This is a genomic window from Endozoicomonas sp. ALD040, from assembly GCF_049275945.1.
Lineage (GTDB): Bacteria > Pseudomonadota > Gammaproteobacteria > Pseudomonadales > Endozoicomonadaceae > Endozoicomonas_A.
This window is the reverse complement of record NZ_CP184829.1, coordinates 54,533-76,048: the sequence shown is the minus strand read 5'-3', so window position 1 is coordinate 76,048 and position 21,516 is coordinate 54,533. Positions and strand designations below refer to the sequence as shown.

The 21,516-nt window shown below is 48.4% G+C and carries 4 protein-coding genes; all 4 read right to left on the bottom strand.

Annotation, left to right across the window (positions count from 1 at the left end; all coding sequences use genetic code 11):
• Positions 1–176 precede the first annotated feature (176 nt).
• The 4 genes from ACOJUN_RS00120 to ACOJUN_RS00105 all read right to left on the bottom strand — a co-directional run bounded on the left by ACOJUN_RS00120 (position 177) and on the right by ACOJUN_RS00105 (position 21,292).
• Positions 177–3,830 carry a hypothetical protein gene (locus ACOJUN_RS00120; RefSeq protein ID WP_422134664.1) on the bottom strand — a complete coding sequence of 1,218 codons (3,654 nt, stop codon included), beginning with the start codon at positions 3,828–3,830 and terminating at the stop codon, positions 177–179.
• An 86-nt stretch (positions 3,831–3,916) separates the two neighbouring features.
• Positions 3,917–9,142 (bottom strand): hypothetical protein, encoded by a 5,226-nt coding sequence (locus ACOJUN_RS00115; protein WP_422134663.1) that lies wholly within the window; start codon positions 9,140–9,142, stop codon positions 3,917–3,919.
• A gap of 143 nt (positions 9,143–9,285) precedes the next feature.
• Positions 9,286–14,274 carry a hypothetical protein gene (locus tag ACOJUN_RS00110; protein ID WP_422134662.1) on the bottom strand — a complete coding sequence of 1,663 codons (4,989 nt, stop codon included), beginning with the start codon at positions 14,272–14,274 and terminating at the stop codon, positions 9,286–9,288.
• Positions 14,275–14,302: 28 nt separating this feature from the next.
• Complete coding sequence (locus ACOJUN_RS00105; RefSeq protein ID WP_422134661.1) at positions 14,303–21,292, bottom strand: hypothetical protein; 6,990 nt, start codon at positions 21,290–21,292, stop codon at positions 14,303–14,305.
• Between the last annotated feature and the right edge of the window lie 224 nt (positions 21,293–21,516).

Sequence of the window (21,516 nt, the reverse complement as noted above, 5' to 3'; positions counted from 1 at the left end):
AAAGTGATGACCACACCAGGCGAGGAAGCAACTTGTGATCGCTCATGGCTGACATTCGCTCATGGCTGTCATTTGCTTGTGTGTTTGCTTGTGTGAGTAGCTTCAGGCTCTTTCAGCAGAGAAACCTCTGTGGACTGGAGGAGGAAACGCTCACACCTGCAGCCATCACCTGTATTTCATCGTTCAGTGGTGTAACTGGTTGCTGGTTGCATGACGCATTCAGCGGGGTTCTGTCTCTTATCATGAACAGAAGCTTTCTTGTTATTGCCATGTCGCCATTCGAAGAAAGCTCCCAAAGTGTAGGAGTAAGGAAAGCTTTCTGCATGGGAGAATGACCATTCAGGTATATTTTCCCTGAAGTATTTCTCCCAGCCATTCTCAAACAGTTTCATGGTGCGATCACGGCGTTCGCGGAACTGTAGATAATTTTCGTGTCGAGTCCAGCCATACATGCTGTTGCTGGCTTTAGCCCGGTTTGTATAGGCTTCATCGGTTTCATTGAGGCGTTGAGGCGAGGCAATAGCGTTACGTTGCTCATATTCATCTTGTGTTTCCCCCAAGCCTATCCAGCGATTCATCTTGTCAAGAGTGCGGCCCAGAGGACCACCCAGCCATTGAGTGAGCAGCTTGTTGTCGTTCATAAAGAAGTCGAACGCGAGACTCGACGCCAGAGCGAATCCGAAGGTTTGAGCATAGGTGAGCCCTGATACAAGACTATAGACGCATGCTCCGACAGTGGCTACCGGACCCAGCACCAGACCGGTGGTTGCAGAGGCCAGGCTTTTCACTTTTTGTGGCGTCACCCTCTGCAGCAGTGGTACCTGAACCCCTTGTCCGGAGCTCATGGATTTCACCATTTCAGGCAGCAGACGGAAAATGTTGCGATACATTTGGGGGTTGGCGTTGTGCTGTCTGGCAAATAACATGGAGCCGGTTCTCAGCAGAATGACTGAGGAAGCGGCCTTGCCCAATGGCATGGCCAGCCCGCCTGCTTCAGAGATTTGTTCAATTCCACTGTGATAGACATATTGGCCGGTTCGGTCAGGATCAACACCGAAGCCTTTCAACCAGTGCTGGAAAGGTATGAGCACCCGGTGCAGGTAATCACCCCTGTTGGTCAGGTCCAGAAGATAGAGGAATGACATGTTCGAGAGGGATAGCCCGGCAGCCTGCCAGGTGGCGCGGGTCGCCAGCAGGGGTTTGTAGCTGGAGAAGTACCAGGTGACAGCCTGTACCAGAGAGGCTGAAGGTTTGATCCAGTAGTTATTTAGCCCCTGCTCAACCGCAGTGGCATGAGCCTGCATCAAGGTGTCATGAATAGCCTTGATCAGGTCTGATTCAGACAGGTCGGCAGCATTGGCGTAAGGCGTCAGGGTATCCTGAACATTGGTCAGAAAGGCTGCCGTCCTGCGGCCATTTTCAAAGGCAATATCGTCAAGAATATAGTTGGCGATGACTGCGGCTGCGAACTCTTTCATGCCGTCAACAGATTCTTTCATACCTGCCGGGTCACTGACAGTTGAGATCACAGGAGTAAAGGCACTCTGCATGAATTCATCGACCCCCTCATCGGACAGTATCTGTACAACGGCTTTGAAACGAGGCAGGTTAATGCCGTGTTTGTTGCCAAGGAAGTGTTCAAATTCATCCACTGTCTGATAACCATCAACACCTCTGACAGCCTTCATGTAGTTCTCAAGTTCTATCTTGCTGATCAGACCTTCACGCAGCAAAGCAATGATCTTGCTACCACTGACAGAGTGGGTAGCGAAGTATTTCGAGAAGTCTTTCAGGTCCTCTGGTTCATGCTCGACGAAGTGAATGGCTCTTTTAGCCATGCCATGAACTTCCACAATACGACTGGCCTCATTAAACGTCAGATCATCCCCGACCAGCGCCTGCAAGTGAATCGGTGCAAATTCATCGTTAAAATCGAAAGTCGTGAGGCAGGGTATTGTTTTAGCACTGTTGATTGCTGATTCTGCCAAACCCAGCGCAGCATTGAGAGCCTGTTGCCTGAGAGGGTGCTGCTGTGTGAAGGAGTCCATATCGGCCAGAACTTTTTCTGCTTTTGTGCTGGTGCTCTGTTGCTGAATGGTCCCTTGAGCTTCCGATTCACCTGTTTCATCGGGAGCCAGTCCGGGTCGATCTTCGGTGATACTCAGTCTCTGAAGCTGTAGATAGTCATCCTCAGCCTGTTGCCTGAGTTGAAGTGCTCTGAGTTTTTTCTTTTCACCGGGAGTGGCTTTCTTGAATATGAGCCCTAACTGGTATGTAACCCGGGTGAGTTTACTTTTTGTTGTTGACAGCTGCTTTTCCAGCTTGCTTTCCCTCTCAATCAGCTGCCTGATCATGTCGGCCGTGACTTTGGTAGCAAACTGTTTGTTGTCGTGCAAAATATCGGTTTCTGAATCGACGGCAACGGGTTTAATGTTCAGAATATTCTGAAGAAAGTACTGGTTAGTCAGAAGGTCTCTGAATACCGGTTTGAAACTGAACTCTTTTGCCAGTTGAATCTGTATCCAGGTTGGCGTGATGGCTGACGAAGCGACTCTGATGTGTTCCGGTGTGAGTTCAAATTCAGCTGCTCCATATGTTCCATCTGGAATAGCACTGGTCAGTGCCTGGTGGAGATATTCATAATTTGCAAGCGCACGCACTGCCTGCATATCTTCGTTTATAAGCGTTGCTGGTTGATCTTCGTTAACACCCGCATGGTGCCGCGCAGCAAGCCCCTCCAGCAATGTCATCTGCCTGCTTCGAATGACGGACTGGTAGGCACTGACATCATATTGTTTAACCCATGTTGCAACTGCCTGGGCGGGGTTATTACCCTCAGCTTTTTCCCAGAGGTTATACAGGCTTTCTACAAAAGCAATATCATCGGGACCATGCATCTGACCATGGAAAACAATTACCTCTCCCGGAGTTTCTGAGACCTCCAGCTTCGGATAACCTGCAGGCACAGGATAAGCTTGTGTGTGATCTTCGACGTGTACAACATATCCGACGGGTTTACTATGTGCCAGAAGTTCATTAAGAGCTTGCTGTTGTAAATCCTCTCCCAGGATATAAACCTGGATATAGGCAGAGGCCGCTGCTGCCAGTAGAACATCATCATTGACAAAGAGTGATTGTCCCAGACGTTGCAGTTCAGGGGGCTGATCGCCCGCAGCAAGAAGTTGCATAAAGGTGCGCCCATTCACTGCAACTTTTTCTACTTCAATGGTGGCAAGGGGAACATAATGATCACTTCTACCGAGGTTTCCTGCCATAAGCTCGACAAGGTTCAGCAAGGTGGCCATTCTCGAAGGGCTGGCGATTTTCGTTAGCGGTTCCAGTGCGCCATCTGATTGACTGCGAATCACCTCAACTGAACCCCTATCAGTGATTCCGCCTCTGACTTCAATGACCAGTTCCTTTTCTGCAAGGTCATGTGTGAACCTGAAGACTCCCTCATCACCCACTTTCAGGGTTTTGGTGTATTTGCGGGCAACGCCGTTTTCGCCTGTTTCAAACACATCAACAATGGAAATGCCACTGTCAAAGGAAAGACTGTCTGTAAAGCTTATAGAACTAGAGAGAAAGACCCTCTCACCGGTCTGATGAGGGTAATTGTAGGTGGTCGTAAAGGATTTGGGCATTGGCTGCCGGTCTTCCCCTAAAGTTGGCCTGACCATGACCTCAATCCGGGTAAACTCCAGATGTTCCTGAAAATAGACAGACTTTATTTGCAGCCTGCGACCAGCCATTGCCTGTGTATTGATGACGGAAGAGCTGATTGCAATGGCCACTGCAAGTCTTAACGCGTTGAGGCGGGCGCTCGTCATTTTACTACCTCAGAACTGATTAGAAAGCTTGATTAAGGGGCATTTCTCTTACCATGACCGCCAACTTTCTGATCATCGACCTTTTGCTATTTGTAGAAGACTCCAAGGGTGTAGAAGTATGGAATACTTTGTGCGTGGGAGAATGACCATTTGGGTATATTCTCTCTGAAGTATGTCTCCCAGCCATTCTCAAACAGTTTCACGGTGCGATCACGTCGTTCGCGAAACTGCAGATAATTTTCGTGTCGAGTCCAGCCGTGCATCCTGTTGCTGGCTTTAACACGGTTTGTATAGGCTTCGTCAGTTTCATTGAAGCGTTGAGGCGAGGCAATAGCGGTACGTTGCACATATTCATCTTGCGTTTCACCCAAGCCTATCCAGCGATTCATTTTGTCAAGACTTCGGCCCAGGGGGCCACCCAGCCATTGAGTGAGCAGCTTGTTGTCGTTCATAAAGAAGTCGAAAGTGAGACTTGATGCCAGAGCGAACCCGAAGGTTTGGGCATAGGTGAATCCGGATATAAGTCCATGGGCGTATGCTCCGACAGTGGCTACCGGACCCAGCACCAGAGCGGCCGTGGTCGAGGCCAGAGTTTTCACTTTTTGTGGTGTCACCCTGTGCAGAAGCGGCACCTGTACCCCTTGTCGGGAACCCATGGATTTCACTATTTCAGGTACCAGACGGGAAATGCTGCGATACATCTGCGGATTGGCGTTGTACTGTCTGGCAAACAATATGGAACCGGTTTTTAACAGAATGACTGAAGCAGCGGCCTTGCCCAATGGCATGGCCAGACCGCCCACTTCAGAGACCTGTTCAATTCCATTGTGGAAGGCGTATTGGCCGGTTCGGTCAGGATCAACACCATAACGTTCCAACCAGTGCTGGAAAGGTGTGAGCATTCTGTGCAGGTAATCACCCCGGTTGGTCAGATCCAGCAGATAGAGGAATGACATGTTTATGGCAGACTGCTCGGCAGCCTGCCGGGCGGTATGGGTTATCAGTAGCGGTTTGTAGCTGGCGTAGTACCAGGTGACAGCCTGCACCAGAAAGGCTGAAGGCTTGATCCAGTAGTTAGTTAGCTCCTGCTCAACCGCTGTGGCATGAGCCTGCATCAAGGTATCATGGATAGCCTGGATCAGTTCTGATTCAGACAGCCCGGCAGCATTGGCATAAGGTGTCAGGGTCTCCTGAACATTGGCCAGAAACGCTGCTGTTCTGCGACCATTTTCAAAGGCAATATCGTCCAGAACGTAGTTGGCGATGACCGCAGCGGCGTACTCTTTCATGCCGTCAACGGACTCTTTCATGCCCGCCGGGCCAGTTGCGGTCACGGTTACATGAGCAGTCTCCAGCTCACTTTCAGCTTCTTCCAATACTCGTCTGGCTGTGGCTGCCTCACGATCAAGAACGTATCGGGGCTTAGGTCCCAGGAGAGCCAAATGCCTGTCAAGCTCGTTCTCAATGATCTGGAGGCGCATATTAACGTCTGGCTGAACCCTGTTGATAACTTCTTCGTCCAGCTGTAGGAGTTTTGCTTTAATTAGACTATTTTGGTCGTTTATGCTGGCGTCATCGTTATAGTCTTCAATATTGAGTTGGCGGGCCATTTCATTGTTCCGGGCTCTCCTGACTGCTTCATTTTCATAGACTTGGTTGACTTCATCCCGAAATGCCTGAATTCTGGCTATCAGGGCCTCCTTCTGGTCAGACAGACTGGCATCCCTGTCAAGGTTCATCACCAGGTCACGGGCCAGTTTGGCTGTGAAAACCTTGACTTTTCTTACAGCGGTAACGAAATCAAGAGGGGGGATGTTCAGCTGCCGCTCTATGGCTGCAAGCCAACGTTTCTGCAGTTCTCTGAACAGCTTAATATGGTACGGATCTGCGACTTTATAAGTAAAACTCGCATCAAGCTTTTTGAGTCTGAGGCCTCTCTCGTCGATAGCTTTGCAGTCTTCTTTCCAGAAAGTCTGGTCTATCCGATCCAGTAGCTGTTCTCTGACAAAATCGCTGTCAAATATATTAATAACCCTGGCAAGTCTTAGTGCTCTGTCATCCCGTTCAATGAGGTTGACCTTAAGTAATTCTTCTACTTGTCTCAGTGGATCAGTCCGTTGTTCTCTGGTTCGCTGATCAGGGTCATGGACTCCGACTTTATAGTGAAGATGCGCGAGAAGCTTCTCGAGTTTAAGAGCCCTCCCGTCCAGAGCTGTGTTTTCATCTGCCCAGAGGGTGTTATCTATCTTATCCAGCGTCTGATCTGTAAGATCATCGCCGTAAAGCATTCTCCGAATCCTGTTAAATCTTGTTGTTTCGTCATCCTTTTCATTGACTTTGATGTTGAGTATTTCTTCTGAGGTTTTCAGGATCTCCAGCGCCTTTTCCTCTGACTGTTGTATGGCTTTTCTGACAAGCCTCTGCATGTTTTCAGAAATGGCCTGGCGACGAAGATACACGTCATTGTTGTCATCAGGGGCTCTTATCTGAAGGGCTTTTTCCAGGTTACTCAATGTCTCAAGGACTTCAGGCATCACTTTGGAGTGGCCTGTCCTGATGTAATCCAGCTGTGTGTCCAAAAATTTAAGCTTGAAAAGTTTGTTAAGGACTGCTGTCTCCGCAGCGGCGCGGTCTAATAGTAAGGTGTTGTCATTCTGATCAGCACCGAGAACCTCAGCCAGAGCAGCTGTTCTGCCAGCGGTGTAAAGAAGCTCCTCAGTGAGTTGCTTGCTCGTAGTATAGAGTTGTTGACGCAGGGATTGTGCTTCAGCCTTCATTGCCTTCAGTTTTTCAACCAGATGTACTTGTTGAACGTCAATATCTGCATTGCTATCAAAATCATCAATGTCAAAATGTGCGGCAATGGTAGTATAGCCGGCCTTCATTGCAGCAGCTTTGTCAGCCTCTGTGCGGGCCTGAGCATTCAGCTGCTCAAAGAGTCGCTCAATGGTCTGTTGACGGGCTTCCAGGTCTGCTTCGTCGACCGGGACCAAACCATAGCGACTTTCAATGTCAGCCAGTTCCTGTGAGAGTTCGCCATTGGGTAGCATTGTCCTGTCCAGATTCAAAACAGGCTGAGACTCGTCGGCATCCTTGCTATCAAAATCATCAATGTCACAATGCACGGCAATGGTTTTATAGCTGGCCTTCATTGCAGCCGCTTTGTCAGCCTCTGTGCGGGCCTGAGCATTCAGCTGCTCAATGTGTTGTTCAATGGCCTGTTGACGGGCTTCCAGGTCTGCTAAGTCGACCGGGACCAAACCAAGCTGGCTTTCAACGGAAGCCAGTTTCTGCGAGAGATCCTCACCGGTTTGTATTGAGATGCACAGACTTAGAGTAGGCTGGGAATTGGTTGCGGCCGATGTTGCGGCAACCGATGTTGCGGCAACCGATGTTGTGGCAACCGGCGTTGCGCTGGCCTGTGTTGGGGTAATTGATGACGCAGTAACCGATTGCCTGGTTTCATCAATTTTCTGACTGGTAAGCCTGGCGCGTTTTTCTGGCGGCGGAGTAGCATCCCGGTCATCAATACTGAGCCCTGCTGCCAGTTGAGCGCTGTGAGTTTTTCTGGCGTCTGCCCTGTCATCACTGACCTGTTTTTCCAGCTCCGGGATTCGTTTGTTATCCTGCTGAGGTTCATCAGCCATGTTTTTCATCACCATGAGCACTTGACGAAGCTCTTGAAGCTCACCCTGAAGTTTCTGTTTGAGTCGTTCTATGGTCAGTTTTGCCTCATCACTGGCAATGGCCATTGCCGTTATGCTGCGATCTAATGTCTTGACTGCCCCGGCGAGTTCGGCCTCTCTTGACTGCAGTTTTTTTATCGTGCTTACCATCTCAAGCATCTGTCCGTTAATGTCTTCCGGGACTGTAGGGGGATAGTCTCTGTCATGAAGATCAGCAAAGTTCTTCGTCACTGTGTTGGCAAGGGATATAAAGTTCTGAATACTCTGAACAAAGTTATGATTAATCAGAAGATTTTGAAGTGCAGGTTTGAAGCTGAAGTTTTTTATGAGTTGAAACTGCATCCAGATTGGTTTGATGATCGATGTCGCGATTCTTATCCGTCTTGATGTTAACTCAAATTCATCGGCTCTATCCGAAGTGGCACTGGTTAATGCCTGCTGTAAAGATTCGTAGTAGCTAAGCGTTGACAATGTATCTTCATTAAATTTGGCATCTTGCTGTACCGCCAGTTCAGCAGCAAGCTCTTCCAGCAGCGCTATTTGCCTGCTCCTGATGATGTGCTGGTAGCTTCTGATTTTATCTTTTTTAACTTTAACCGTTGCCTTGTATTGTCTAAATCGATAGTGTTCCCAGCGGAAAATTTGACTATCCAGAAAAGCAATATCGGCTGGATTCGGCTTCTGGCCACGGAAAACAATAATCTCCCCCGAAGCCTGATCCACTTCCAGTAACGGATAACGAGCAGGTGCAGGATATGCTTGTTTGCCGTCCTCGACGAGTACAACATAGCCGACGGGTTTTTGGTTCGACAACAGTCTTTTGAGCGCTTTATGTTGCAGCTTTGCCCCCCGAACATGGACTTGGATGTAGGCAGAGGTGGCTACTGCTAAAAGAGCCTCATCATTAACAAAGAGCGACTGTCCAAGACGCTGCAGTTCAGGGGGCTGATCACCCGCAACAACATGACGCATAAAGGTGCGCCCGTTCACTTCAACTTTTTTTACTGGAATGATGGCAAGGGCAACGTATTGATCTCTTGCGCCAAGGTTTCCCGCTCTTCCATGCGCACCTTTCAGCACTCCCGCCAGCTGAGTGGGACTGGCGAGTTTCGTTAATGGTTCTAATAATTCGATGTCATCTGATTGAGCACGGGCAGCCTCAATTGAATTCCGGTCGGTCATTCCTTTTCTGACTTCAATGACCAGTTTCTTTTCTGCAAGGTTATGGGTGAACTTGAAGACTCCCTCATCACCCACCTTGAGGACTTTGGTGTATTTCTGAGCAACGTCATTCTCGTCGGTTTCAAACTGATCAACACTGGAAACGCCGCCTTCAATGCCAGAAAGAACGTCTGTGAAGCCTTCGGAAGGAACGTCGTAGCTCGCTCTGGCCTGAGCCTGATCAGGGTAGGTGGTTGTATAGGATTTGGGTATTGGCTGCTGATCAGCACCTAAAGTTGGCTGAACTATGACCTCACTCTGGGTAAATTCCACCTGTCCATTGCCCGTAATATCGACAGATTTTATCTGCAACCTTGAAACAGCCAGCGCCTGTGTACTGACAATGGAAGAACTGATTGCAACGGCCACGGCAAAGCTTAATGCATGGGGGCGAGCATTCGTCATTCTGTTACCTCAGAGCAGAGTAATTTGATTACCGTAAAAAATTTCTCATCCCTGAGGGCGCAAAAAATTGTTTCTGTCGCTCATGGCTGATTTATGCTGGATTCTTTTTGACGCCTGAATGGGTCGTCAAAAGGGTCTGATATTCAGAGTTCGTCGCGGGTAGCCTTTTTGTCACCCCATTCGTAGAAGGTACTCAGAGTGTAGGAATAAGGAATACTTTTTGCGTGGGAGAACGACCATTTAGGTACATTTTCCCTGAAGTATTGCTCCCAGCCATTCTCAAACAGTCTCATGGTGCGATCCCGGCGTTCACGGAATTGCAGATAATTTTCATGTCGTGTCCAGCCATACATTGTGCTGTTGGCTTTAACACGGTAGGCGTACTCTTCATCGGTTTCACTGAAATATTGAGGCGCGGCAATAGCTGTGTGTTTCACATATTCATCGTCCGATTCACCCATGCCTCGCCAGCGGTTAAATTTATCAAGACTTCGGCCCAGGGGGCCACCCAGCCACTGAGTGAGCATCTTGTTGTCGTTCATAAAGAAGTCGTAAGTGAGACTCGACGCCAGAGCGAATCCGAAGGCTTGCGCATAAGTGAATCCGGATATAAGTCCATGGGCGTATGCTCCGACAGTGGCTACCGGACCCAGCACCAGAGCGGCTGTGGTCGAGGCCAGCGCTTTCACTTTTTGTGGTGTCACCCTGTGCAGAAGTGGCACTTGAACCCCTTGTCCGGAACCCATGGATTTCACTATTTCAGGCACCAGACGGGAAATGCTGCGATACCTGTGGGGATTAGCGTTGTACTGTCTGGCAAACAACACGGAGCCGGTTTTTAGCAGAATGACTGAAGCAGCGGCCTTGCCCAATGGCATGGCCAGACCGCCCACTTCAGAGACTTGTTCAATTCCGTTGTGGTAGGCGTATTGGCCGGTTCGCTCAAGATCAACACCATAATGTTCCAACCAGTGTTGGAAAGGTGTAAGCATTCTGTGGAGGTAATCACCCCTGTTGGTCAGATCCAGAAGATAGAGGAACGCCATGTTTGACAGGGACAGTCTGGCAGCATTCCAGGCGTTAGTGTTCATCAGCAGTGGTTTGTAGCTGGAGTAGTACCAGGTAACAGCCTGAACCAGAAAGGCTGAAGGTTTGACCCAGTAGTTATTTAGCTCCTGCTCAACCGCTGCAGCGTGAGCCTGCTTCAATGTGTCATGGATAGTCTGGATCAGTTCTGGCTCAGACAGGCCAACAGCATTGGCATAAGGTGTCAGGGTCTCCTGAGCATTGGCCAGAAATGCTGCCGTTCTGCGGCCATTTTCAAAGGCAATATCATCCAGAACGTAGTTGGCGATGACAGCTGCGGCATACTCTTTCATGCCGACAACAGACTCTTTCATGCCCGCCGGGCCAGTTGCGGTCACGGTCACAGGAGTAATGGCAATCCCCATGAATTGCTCAGCATCCTCATCGGACAGCATCTGGATAACCTTGCTGAACCCGGGCACCTTGATACCCTGTTTATAACCAAGGAAGTGTTCAAACTCAGCCACTGTCTGATAACCATCAACACCTCTGACGGCCTTTATGTAGTTTTCAAGTTCAACCTTGCTGATCAGACCTTCACGCAGCAGAGCTGTTATCTTTATCGCTGCAGACGCTGACAGAATCATTGCGGCTTCCAGAGCCTGTTTCTTGAGAGCGTGCAGGTGGACGAAGTCGTGCATATCGGTCAGTACTTCTAAATGCCCCGGTGTGTCCTGGAAGGGACCGCCATTATTTTCGAGGGCTTTTCCGGCGGCCTTCAGGGTATCCTGCATTCTCTCAAGGTCTGCCTTCCTGACTTCAATCTCAGCTTCCCGACGGACCTGTTCCTGAATTGGTTGCTGGATCTTGTCGCCACTGGCATCATCACCGCCCTCTAGTACCAGAGCATTCAGTTTTTGATGAGCAGTCTCCAGTTCATTTTCAGCTTCTTCCCAAGGCTGTTCTGTTGCGGTAGCTGGTGTTGCAGCAACCGGTGTTGCGGTAACCGGTGTTGGGGCAATTAAGGTTGCGACAACCGATGTTGCGGCAATCGGTGTTGGGGCAACCGATGTTGGGGCAACCGATGTTGGGGCAATCGGTGTTGCGGTAACCGATGTTGGGGCAATCAATGTTGCGGTAGCTGATGTGGCTGCAGCAGGTTGCTTGATTTCATTAATTTTCTGGCTGATGATTTTGGCTTGTTCTTCGGGGGTTTGGGTACCATCCCAGCTATCAATACCAAGCTTTGCTGCAATTTGACTGTTGTAATCCTGTATAGCTGCAGCTGTTGCTTCACGAGCTTTTTTTCTCAGCACTGGAATTCGGTCGACTTCTTCCTCGAGAAAGCGTAACCAGGTGCTCCGTTTTACGATCTTTTGCTGATTCTCAACATTTTGTTGATGGATCTCCAGTGACAGCTGCTTGATGCGCTGCTGAAGCCCCAGGTTGCGGGCCTCAAGGTCATCTTCGTTTTCTGGAACCAGATCGAGCTTACCTTCATAGAAGGCCAGTCTTTCCCGGATTTCCCCATCAGTTAGTTCTTCGTTATCTTGCAGCCGCTGTTGCTTTGACGGGCGAATGAACCGAAGGGCAGTCAGATCCTCTTTATTGTCCCAGACAAAACGCCTCTTGCTTCCAATGGCTGACGTTTTTGCTTGCACAGCTTCTCTATCAGGCTGTTCTGTTACGGCAGCCAATTGCCTGATTTCAAGAGTTTTTTGTCTAATGATGCTGGCTTGTTCTTCAGGTGGCAGTTTATCATCCCAGTGATCAATACCGAGATCTATTGCCATTTGAGCGTTGCGAACTTTTAAGGCATCTGCTCTGGCATCACGAGCTTGTTGTTTCAGCTTTGGAATTTGTTCGATTTCCTGCAGAAGTTTCTGTAACCATTTTTTCGGTTCTTCATGCTTTTGTGGATTCTGAATATGTGTTTGAAAAATCTCAATGGCCTGATGCATAAGGTGCAGTTGAATGGCCCGGCGACGGTCTGTAGGGCTACATCGGTTATTCGTCACCAGGCCGAGCTGACCTTCAAAGGCAGTCAGTTTTTCCAAAGCTTGAGCGTTGGGCAGTTTAGCATTTTGTCGTAGCTGTCTTTGAATGGAATGAAGGGTAGCCAGATTTTTTTTATTGACCGAAGCAATAATGCACTTGCCGCCAATGGTCGCCGGATTTGCTTTTAACGCTCCTTCATGAGACTGCCCTGCTGAGGCGTATACTCTTAAGATTTCATCAGTTCTCTCAATAATGCGTCTGGATTGTTCTTCTATTGAAAGGCTATCATCCCAGCCATTAATACCAAGCCGTGCTGCCATTGTGGCGTACTGAGCTATCAAGGCATGGGTTTTGGCACTACTGGTTTTTTTTTCCAGCGCTGGAATTCGACTGACTTGCAGCTGAAGTTTTTGTATCAGTGCGTTCTGTCGTTCCAGCTCTTGCTGAAACTGTGTAAGTTTACCTACAGTTTGCTGCCTGAGTTTAAGCACTCTTACTGTTTCCTTTTCACTGTTACTGTTTTTCTCCGTTGTAAGCTTTAACTGGTTTCCGGGCTGGATGAGTTCGCTTTCTTTTGTCAGCTGCTCTTTTTGCCTGGTGTTCATCTCAATCAGCTGTTCGGGCGTGTCGCTCGTGACTTTGGCAGCAAACTCTTCCCTGTCCTCGTTAGTATCGGCCTGCGCCAGGATGATATCACTGCCATCCGGTATCACTTCCCGCATACTCTCGATAAAGAATTGATCCGTCAGAAGGTTTCTGATTGCAGGTTTGAAGCTAAAGTGTTTTTCCAGTTGATCATGCATCCAGGTTGATGTAACAACCGAGGAAGCCACTTCGATCTGTCCTGTTGTGAGTTCAAATTCATCTGCTCCATCTTTAGTTGCAATGGTTAATGCCTGATGGAGATATTCATAATGTGACAGCGCCCTCAGTTCGCCTTCGCAAGCAAGTATCATTTTTCCATCTTCGTCAGGTTCGACATTGCGCTCTGCCGCTAAATCCTCCAGCAGTGCCATCTGCCTGCTTCGAATGGTGTACTGGTAGCTTTTGACCTTATCTTTTTTAATCTTTGCTGATGTTTTAGAGAGGGTGTTGTAGCCAGGTTCCTGCACCCACATGTCATAGAGACCTTCCACAAAAGCGACATCGGCCGAATTCTGTTTTTGACCGCGAAAAACAATAACCTCTCCGGGAGCCTCAGTCACTTTCAGCATTGGATAATCCTCAGGCAGAGGATATGGCTGTGTGTCATCCTCAGCGAGTACAACATAGCCGACAGGTTTATGGTACGACAGCAGTTTTTTGAGCGCTTTCTGTTGTATATCTTTTCCCAGAACATGGACCTGGATGTAGGCAGAAGTGGCTGCTGCTAAAAGAGCCTCATCATTAACAAAGAGCGACTGCCCCAGGTGCTCCAGTTCAGGGGGCTGATCGCCCGCAACAATATGACGCATAAAGGTGCGCCCGTTCACTTCAACTTTTCTAACTGGAATGGTGGTCAGGGCGACATAGTGATCGCTTGTGCCAAGGTTTCCCGCTCTTCCATGGGCACCTTTCAGCACTCCCGCCAGCTGTGTGGGATTGGCGATTTCCGTTGATGGTTCTAATGATTCGATGTCACCTGATTGAGCACGAATGGCCGCAATTGAATGCTGGTCGGTCATACCTTTTCTGACTTCAATGACCAGTTTCTCTTCTGCAAGGTTGTGGGTGAACCTGAAGACTCCCTCATCACCCACCTTGAGGACTTTGGTGTATTTCTGAGCAACGTCATTGTCGTCTGTTTCAAACTGATCAACACTGGAAACCCCCCCTTCGATGCCAGAAAGAACGTCTGTGAAGCCTTCGGAAGGAACCTCGTAGCCCGCTCTGGCTTGAGCCTGATCAGGGTAGGTGGTTGTATAGGATTTGGGTATTGGCTGCTGATCATCACCTAAAGTTGGCTGAACTATGACCACACTCTGGGTAAACTCCACCTGTCCATTGTCCGAAATATCGACAGATTTTATCTGCAACCTTGAATCAGCCAGTGCCTGTGTACTTATGATGGAAGAGCTAACTGCAACGGCCACAGCAAAGCTTAATGCATGGGGGCGAGTATTCGTCATTCTGTTACCTCAGAGCAGAGTAATTTGATTACCGTGAAAAATTTCTCATCTTTTTGTCACCCCATTCGTAGAAGGTACCCAGAGTGTAGGAATAAGGAATACTTTTTGCGTGGGAGAACGACCATTTAGGCACATTTTCCCTGAAGTATTTCTCCCAGCCATTCTCAAACAGTTTGATGGTGCGATCCCGGCGTTCACGGAACTGCAGATAATTTTCATGTCGTGTCCAGCCATACATTGTGTTGTTGGCTTTAACACGGTAGGCATACTCGTCATCGGTTTCACTGAAATATTGAGGCGCGGCAATAGCTGTGCGTTTTACATAGTCATCGTCCGATTCACCCATGCCTCGCCAGCGGTTAAATTTGTCAAGACTTCGTCCCAGGGGGCCACCGAGCCACTGAGTGAGCATCTTGTTGTCGTTCATAAAGAAGTCGAAAGTGAGACTCGACGCCAGAGCGAATCCGAAGGTTTGGGCATAGGTGAATCCGGATATAAGTCCATGGGCGTATGCTCCGACAGTGGCTACCGGACCCAGCACCAGAGCGGCCGTGGTCGAGGCCAGAGTTTTCACTTTTTGTGGTGTCACCCTGTGCAGAAGCGGCACCTGTACCCCTTGTCGGGAACCCATGGATTTCACTATTTCAGGTACCAGACGGGAAATGCTGCGATACATCTGCGGATTGGCGTTGTACTGTCTGGCAAACAATATGGAACCGGTTTTTAACAGAATGACTGAAGCAGCGGCCTTGCCTAATGGCATGGCCAGACCGCCCACTTCAGAGACCTGTTCAATTACATTGTGGTAGGCGTATTGGCCGGTTCGGTCAGGATCAACACCATAACGTTCCAACCAGTGCTGGAAAGGTGTGAGCATTCTGTGCAGGTAATCACCCCGGTTGGTCAGATCCAGCAGATAGAGGAATGACATGTTTATGACAGACTGCTCGGCAGCCTGCCGGGCGGTATGGGTTATCAGTAGCGGTTTGTAGCTGGCGTAGTACCAGGTGACAGCCTGCACCAGAAAGGCTGAAGGCTTGATCCAGTAGTTAGTTAGCTCCTGCTCAACCGCTGCGGCATGAGCCTGCATCAAGGTATCATGGATAGCCTGGATCAATTCTGATTCAGACAGCCCGGCAGCATTGGCATAAGGTGTCAGGGTCTCTTGAACATTGGCTAGAAACGCTGCTGTTCTGCGACCATTTTCAAAGGCAATATCATCCAGAACGTAGTTGGCGATGACCGCAGCGGCGTACTCTTTCATGCCGTCAACGGACTCTTTCATGCCCGCCGGGCCAGTTGCAGTCAAGGTCACAGGAGTAATGGCAATCTTCATGAATTGCTCGGCACCCTCATCGGACAGCATCTGGATAACCTTCCTGAACTCCAGCACCTTGACACCCTGTTTATCACCAAGGAAGTGTTCAAACTCAGCCACTGTCTGATAACCATTAACACCTCTGACGGCCTTAATGTAATTTTCAAGTTCAATCTTGCTGATCAGACCTTTTCGCAGCAGTGCTATTATCCTGTTACCAGTTGCAGAACGGGTAGCGAAGTATTCCAGGAAGCTTTTCAGGTCCTCTTCTTCGTACTTGACGAAGTGAATGGCCATTTTGCCCATACCATTAATGATTTCGTCGTATTGTTGAGGCCCTTTGCCCAACTCATTTCTGATCCTCTGCACCAGAATCCCGACTTCTTCCAGGACGTTCTGAGGCTGATTATCTACCGGCTCGACAGAGGAGAGTGGGAAGCTCCTTTTCAGGTTCCTGAAGACGGTTGCAATCCGGCTGGCCTGATGAAACGTCAGATCTTTTCCGACCTTTGCCTGCAAGCGAATGGGGGCAAATTCATCGTCAAAATCGAAAGTAGAAAGCTCAGGTATCACCTTACCGCTTTTGGCTGCAGATGCTGCCAGACCCATTGCGGCTTCCAGAGCCTGTTTCTTGAGCGCGTGCTGGTGGATGAAGTCGTACATATCGGTCAGAACTTCTACCTGTCCCGGCGTGTACTGGAAGGGACCGCCATCATTTTCGACGGCTTTCTCGGCAAGCTTCAGAGCAGCCTTCATTCTCTCAATGTCTGCTGTCCTGACTTCAATATCAGCTTGCAGACGGGCTTGTTCCTGAGTCAGTTGCCGGATCTTGCTGTCACTGGCATCATCCCCGTCCGGTTGTGCCATAGCATCCAGTTTTAGATGAGCAGCCTTCAGCTCACTTTCAGCTTTTTTCAAAACGGTTCTGGCTGTGGCTGCTTTACGATCCAGGACGTACCGGGGTTTAGGTCCCAGGCGAGCCATATGCCTGTCAAGCTCGTTCTCAATGATCAGGATACGCGCACTAACGTCTGGCTGAACCCTGTCAATAACTTCTTCGTCCAGCAGTTGGAGTTTTGCTTTAATTTGTCTATTTTGGTCGTCTATACTGGCGTCATCGTCATAGTCTTTAATGTTGAGTTGGCGCGCCATTTCATTGTTCCGTGCTCTTCTGGCTGTTCCATCGTCATAGACTTGGTTGACTTCATCCCGAAATGCCTGAATTCTGGCTATCAGAGCATCCCTCTGTACAGAAAGGCTGGCGTCGTTATCAATGTTTATCATTAGATCACTGGCCAGTTTCGCCGTGAAAGCATTGACTTTTTTTATACCAACAACGTATTCAAGAGGGTGGATATGCAGCTGGTCCTCTATTGCTGCAATCAAGCGTAGCAGCCGTACTATGACCTGCTTATCATGGTACGGATCTTCGACTTTATAAGTTAGACTTGCATCAAGCTTCCTGAGTCTGAGACCCCTCTCGTCGAGAACTTCGCTATCTTCTTTCCAGAGGCTCTGGTCTATCCGACCCAGGTTGTATTCTCCGACGCAGTCAAGTATTTTAAGAACCCTGTCAAGTCTTGTTGCTTTGTCATTCTGTTTATTGAAGTTGATTCCGAATTCTTCTTCTACCTGTGCCAGGGGATCGGTCTGTTGTTCTCTGGCGCACTGATCCGGGTTAGGGCCTCCTACTTTATAGTGAAGATACGCAAGAATTTTCGTGACTTTAAGATCCCTTCCGTCCGGAGCTGCGTCTTCATCTGCCCAAAGGGTGTTATGTATCTTATCCAGCCTCTGATCTGTGAGATAATCGCCGTCAAACATTCTTCGAACCCTGATAAGTCTTGTTGTTTTGTCGTCCCCTTTATTGACTTTGATGTTGAGTATTTCTTCGATCGCTTTCAGTATTGCCAGAGCCTTTTCCTCTGACCGTTGTTTGGCTTTGCTGATGAATCCCTGTATTTCTTCAGAAATGACCTGGCGACGAAGATACACGTCATCCTTTTCATCAGGGGCTCTCATCTGAAGGGTTTTTTCCACGTCACTTAATGTCTCACGGACTTCAGGCATAACTTCAGAGTTGCCTGTTCTGATGTAATCCACATAGGTGTCCAGAAATTTAAGCTTGTTAAGTTTGGTATATACTGCTGATTCTACGGCGTCGCGGTTTGATAGTATGGTGTTGTCGTTTGGATCAATACCAAGAACCCCAGCTAGAGCAACTTTTCTGGTAATGGTGTAAAAATCCTCCATCTCGAGTTGGGTGCTCATGGTATTGAGTTGTTGACGCAGACGCTGCGCTTCAGCATTCATTGTCTCCAGTTTTTGAACCAGGCATTCTTGTTGAACGTCAATATCTGCATTGCTATCAAAATCCTTAATGTCACAATGTACGGCAATAGTTGCATAGAAGGCTTTAATTTCAGCTTCTTTTTCAGCATCTGTCGTGATGCTCTGTTGCTGCAGATATTGTTGATCGGTCTGAGTTTGCTGCTCCTTATGGTGTTGCTGAATGGCCCGGCAACAGGCTTGCGGGTCCTTTTCGTTCTCCGGGACCAGACCGGGCTGACGTTCAATGCTCGCCAGCTCTGCTTTTACAGCTTCTTCCTGAGTCTGTTCTGTTGCGGCAACCGATGTTGCGGCAACCGATGTTGCGGCAACCAATGTTGTGGCAACGGGTGTTGAGATAACTGGTTTTGGGACAATCGATGTTGAGGCAATCGGTGTTGCAGTAACCGATGTTGGGATAATCAAAGTTGCAGTAGCTGATGTGGCTGCAGCGGCTTGCTTGATTTCATTAATTTTCTGGTTGATGAGTCTGGTTTGTGCTTCGAGGGTTTGGGTACCATCCCAGTTATCAATACCAAGCTTTGCTGCAATTTGAGTGTTGTAATCCTGTATGGCTGCAGCTGTTACTTCACGAGTTTTTTTTCTCAGTATTGGAATTCGGTCGACTTCCTCCTGAAGAAAGTGTAACCAGGTGCTCCGTTTTGCCAGCTTTTGCTGATTCTCAATATTTTGTTGATGGATCTCAATTGACAGTTGCATGATGCGCTGCTGAAGTCCCAGGTTACGAGCTTCAAGGTCGTCTTCGTTTTCCGGAACCAGATCAAGCTTACCCTCATAGAAAGCCAGTCTTTCCCGGATTTCCCCATCAGTTGGTTCTTCGTTTTGTTGCAGTCGCTGTTGCTTTGGCGGGCGAATGAACTGAAGGCTGGCAAGATCGTCTTCATTGGTCGACGCTTTTGCTTTTACAGCTCCTTTATCAGGCTGTGCTGTTGCGGCAGCCAATTGCTTGATTTCAAGAATTTTTTTTCTAATGATCCTGGCTTGTTCTGCCAGTGGTTGGGTAACATCCCAGTAATCAATACCAAGCTCTATTGCTATTTGAGCGTTGCGAACTTTCAGGTCACCTGCGCTGGCATCATGGGCCTCTTGTTTCAACTCTGTAATTTGTTCGATTTCCTGCAGAAGTTTCTGTAACCATTTTTTCGGTTCCTGGTGCTCTTGTTGATTCTGAATATGTGTTTGAAAAATCTTAATGGCCTGATGCTTGAGGTGTTGCAGAATGGTACGGCGACGCTCTAAAGGGTCATGTTGGCTATTCGTAATCCCGAGTTGACCTTCAAAGGTAGTCAGTTTTTCCGAATCGAGTAAGTCGGGTCGTCTAAAGGCTTGTTGCAGCTGCTGCTCAATGGACAGAAGGATAGCCAGATTTTTTTTACTGACCGGAGCGATACCTTGCTTGCCGCCAATGGCCGCCGGTTTGGCTTTTAACGCTTCTTCATCAGGCTGTTCTGTTGCGGCGTATACTCTGAAGATTTCACTAACTCTTTCACTGATGCGCCTGGATTGCACTTCCAGTGGAAGGGTATCAATCCAGTCATCAATACCAAGCCTTGATGCTGTTACAGAGAAATGAGCCAGTAACGCATACGCTCTGATGTTACTAAGTTTTTTTTCCAGTGTTGGAATTCGATTGACTTGCCTCTGAAGTGTTTGTATCTGGTTTTTCTGTTGTCCCAGCTCCTGATGAAACTGTATAAGTTTATCTTCAATTTGTTGCCTGAGTTGAAGTGCTCTTAGTTGTTCCTTTGCACTGGTACTGGTTTTCTCGGTTGTCAGCTTTAACTGGTTTCTAAGCAGGGTGAGCTCTCTTTCTTTTGCCAGCAGCTCTTCTTGCCTGACTTTTATCTCAATCAGCTTACTGGGCTTGTCGCTCAAGATATTGGAAGCGAACTCTTCCCCGTCCCCGGGATCATCGGCCTGCACCCGGATGATATCACTATCATCTGCTATCACTTCGTGAATATTCTGAATAAAGAACTGATTAGTCAGGAGATTTCTAAATGCCGGCTTGAAGCTGAAGTATTTTTTGAGTTGATTCTGCATCCAGGTCGATGTGACGACCGACGAAGCGATTTCGATCTGTCCTATTGTGAGTTCAAATTCATCGGCTCCATCTGAATTTGCACTGGCTAATGCCTGATGGAGATATTCATATTGTGACAGCGGCGTCATCAGATCATGGTCGTATGCAAGCGTCATTTCTCCATCTTCTTCAAGTCCGGCATTGTGCACTGCTGCTAACCCCTCCAGCAATGCCATCTGCCTGCTTCTAATGATGTATTGATAGCTTTTGACCTTATCTTTTTTGATCTGTGTTTTTGCTGGAGAGGGGATGCAGTAGCCAGATTCTTTCGCCCACATGTTATTGAGACCTTGCACAAAAGCGAGATCGGTTGGATTCTGTTTTTGACTGCGGAAAACTATAATCTCCCCGGGAGCCTCAGTCACTTCCAGTTTTTGATAACCCTCAGGCACAGGATAAGGCTGTGTGTCATCTTCGACGTGAACAACATAGCCGACAGGTTTATGGTACGACAACAGTTTGTTGAGAGCTTGCTGTTGTATATTTTCCCCAAGAACATGAACCTGGGCATAGGCAGAAGTGGCCGCTGCTAAAAGAACCTCGTCATTGACAAAGAGTGATTGCCCCAGGCGCCGCAGTTCAGGGGGGTGCTCGCCTGCGGCGATAAGGCGCATGAAGGTGCGCCCTTCCACCTCAACCTTGTCTACTTCAAGGGTGGCAAGGGCAACATAGTTATCAACTTCGCCAAGGTTTCCTGCTCTTTCATGTACACCTTTGAGCACTCCGACCAGATGTTCGGGGCTGGCAACTTTCGTAAACGGTTCTAATGTTTGCGTGTTGCCTGATTGAACGCGAACAGCCTTAATTGAATCCTGATGGGTCATTCTGTCTCTGACTTCGATAAGCAGTTTCCTTTCTGCAAGGTTATGGGTGAACCTGAAAACCCCCTCATTACCGACCTTCAGAACTTTGGTGTACTTCTGAGCAACGTTATTCTCGTCTGTTTCAAACTGATCAACAATGGAAACGCCACCCTCGAAGCCGGAAAGGACATCCGTGAAACCTTCAGAAGGGATGTCATAACCCGCTCTGACTTCAGTCTGATCAGGGTAAGTGGTAGTAAAGGATTTGGGTATTGGTTGCTGGTCGTCGTCTAAAGTTGGCTGAACTATGACCTCACTCTGGATGAACTCTACATGTCCATTGCCATGAATATCGACAGATTTTGTCTGCAGCCTGCGATCCGCCAGTGCCTGTGTGCCAATCATGGAAGAGCTGATTGCAATGGCCACTGAAAGTGTTAAGGCATTGGGGCGAATATTTGTCATTCTACTACCTCAGTGCTGAGTACTTTGACTATCGTGAAAAGTGATTACCGCACCTCGCGAGTAAGCGACTCCTGATAACTAATGGCTGTCAATCGCTCATGGCTGTTCGCTCATGGCCGTTTCTGTAAGCCGTTGAGAGAATTTAGTTCACACTGGCAGATCCGCTAAGCTGTTGAGCGAATTTAATTCTCAGTGGCAAAGTTCAATGTCCGGAACTCGTTCCC

Bases quoted from the DNA above. Each gene is read 5' to 3' on its own strand.
- ACOJUN_RS00120 (WP_422134664.1), bottom strand. From the start codon at position 3,830: ATGACGAGCGCCCGCCTCAACGCGTTAAGACTTGCAGTGGCCATTGCA.
- ACOJUN_RS00115 (WP_422134663.1), bottom strand. From the start codon at position 9,142: ATGACGAATGCTCGCCCCCATGCATTAAGCTTTGCCGTGGCCGTTGCA.
- ACOJUN_RS00110 (WP_422134662.1), bottom strand. From the start codon at position 14,274: ATGACGAATACTCGCCCCCATGCATTAAGCTTTGCTGTGGCCGTTGCA.
- ACOJUN_RS00105 (WP_422134661.1), bottom strand. From the start codon at position 21,292: ATGACAAATATTCGCCCCAATGCCTTAACACTTTCAGTGGCCATTGCA.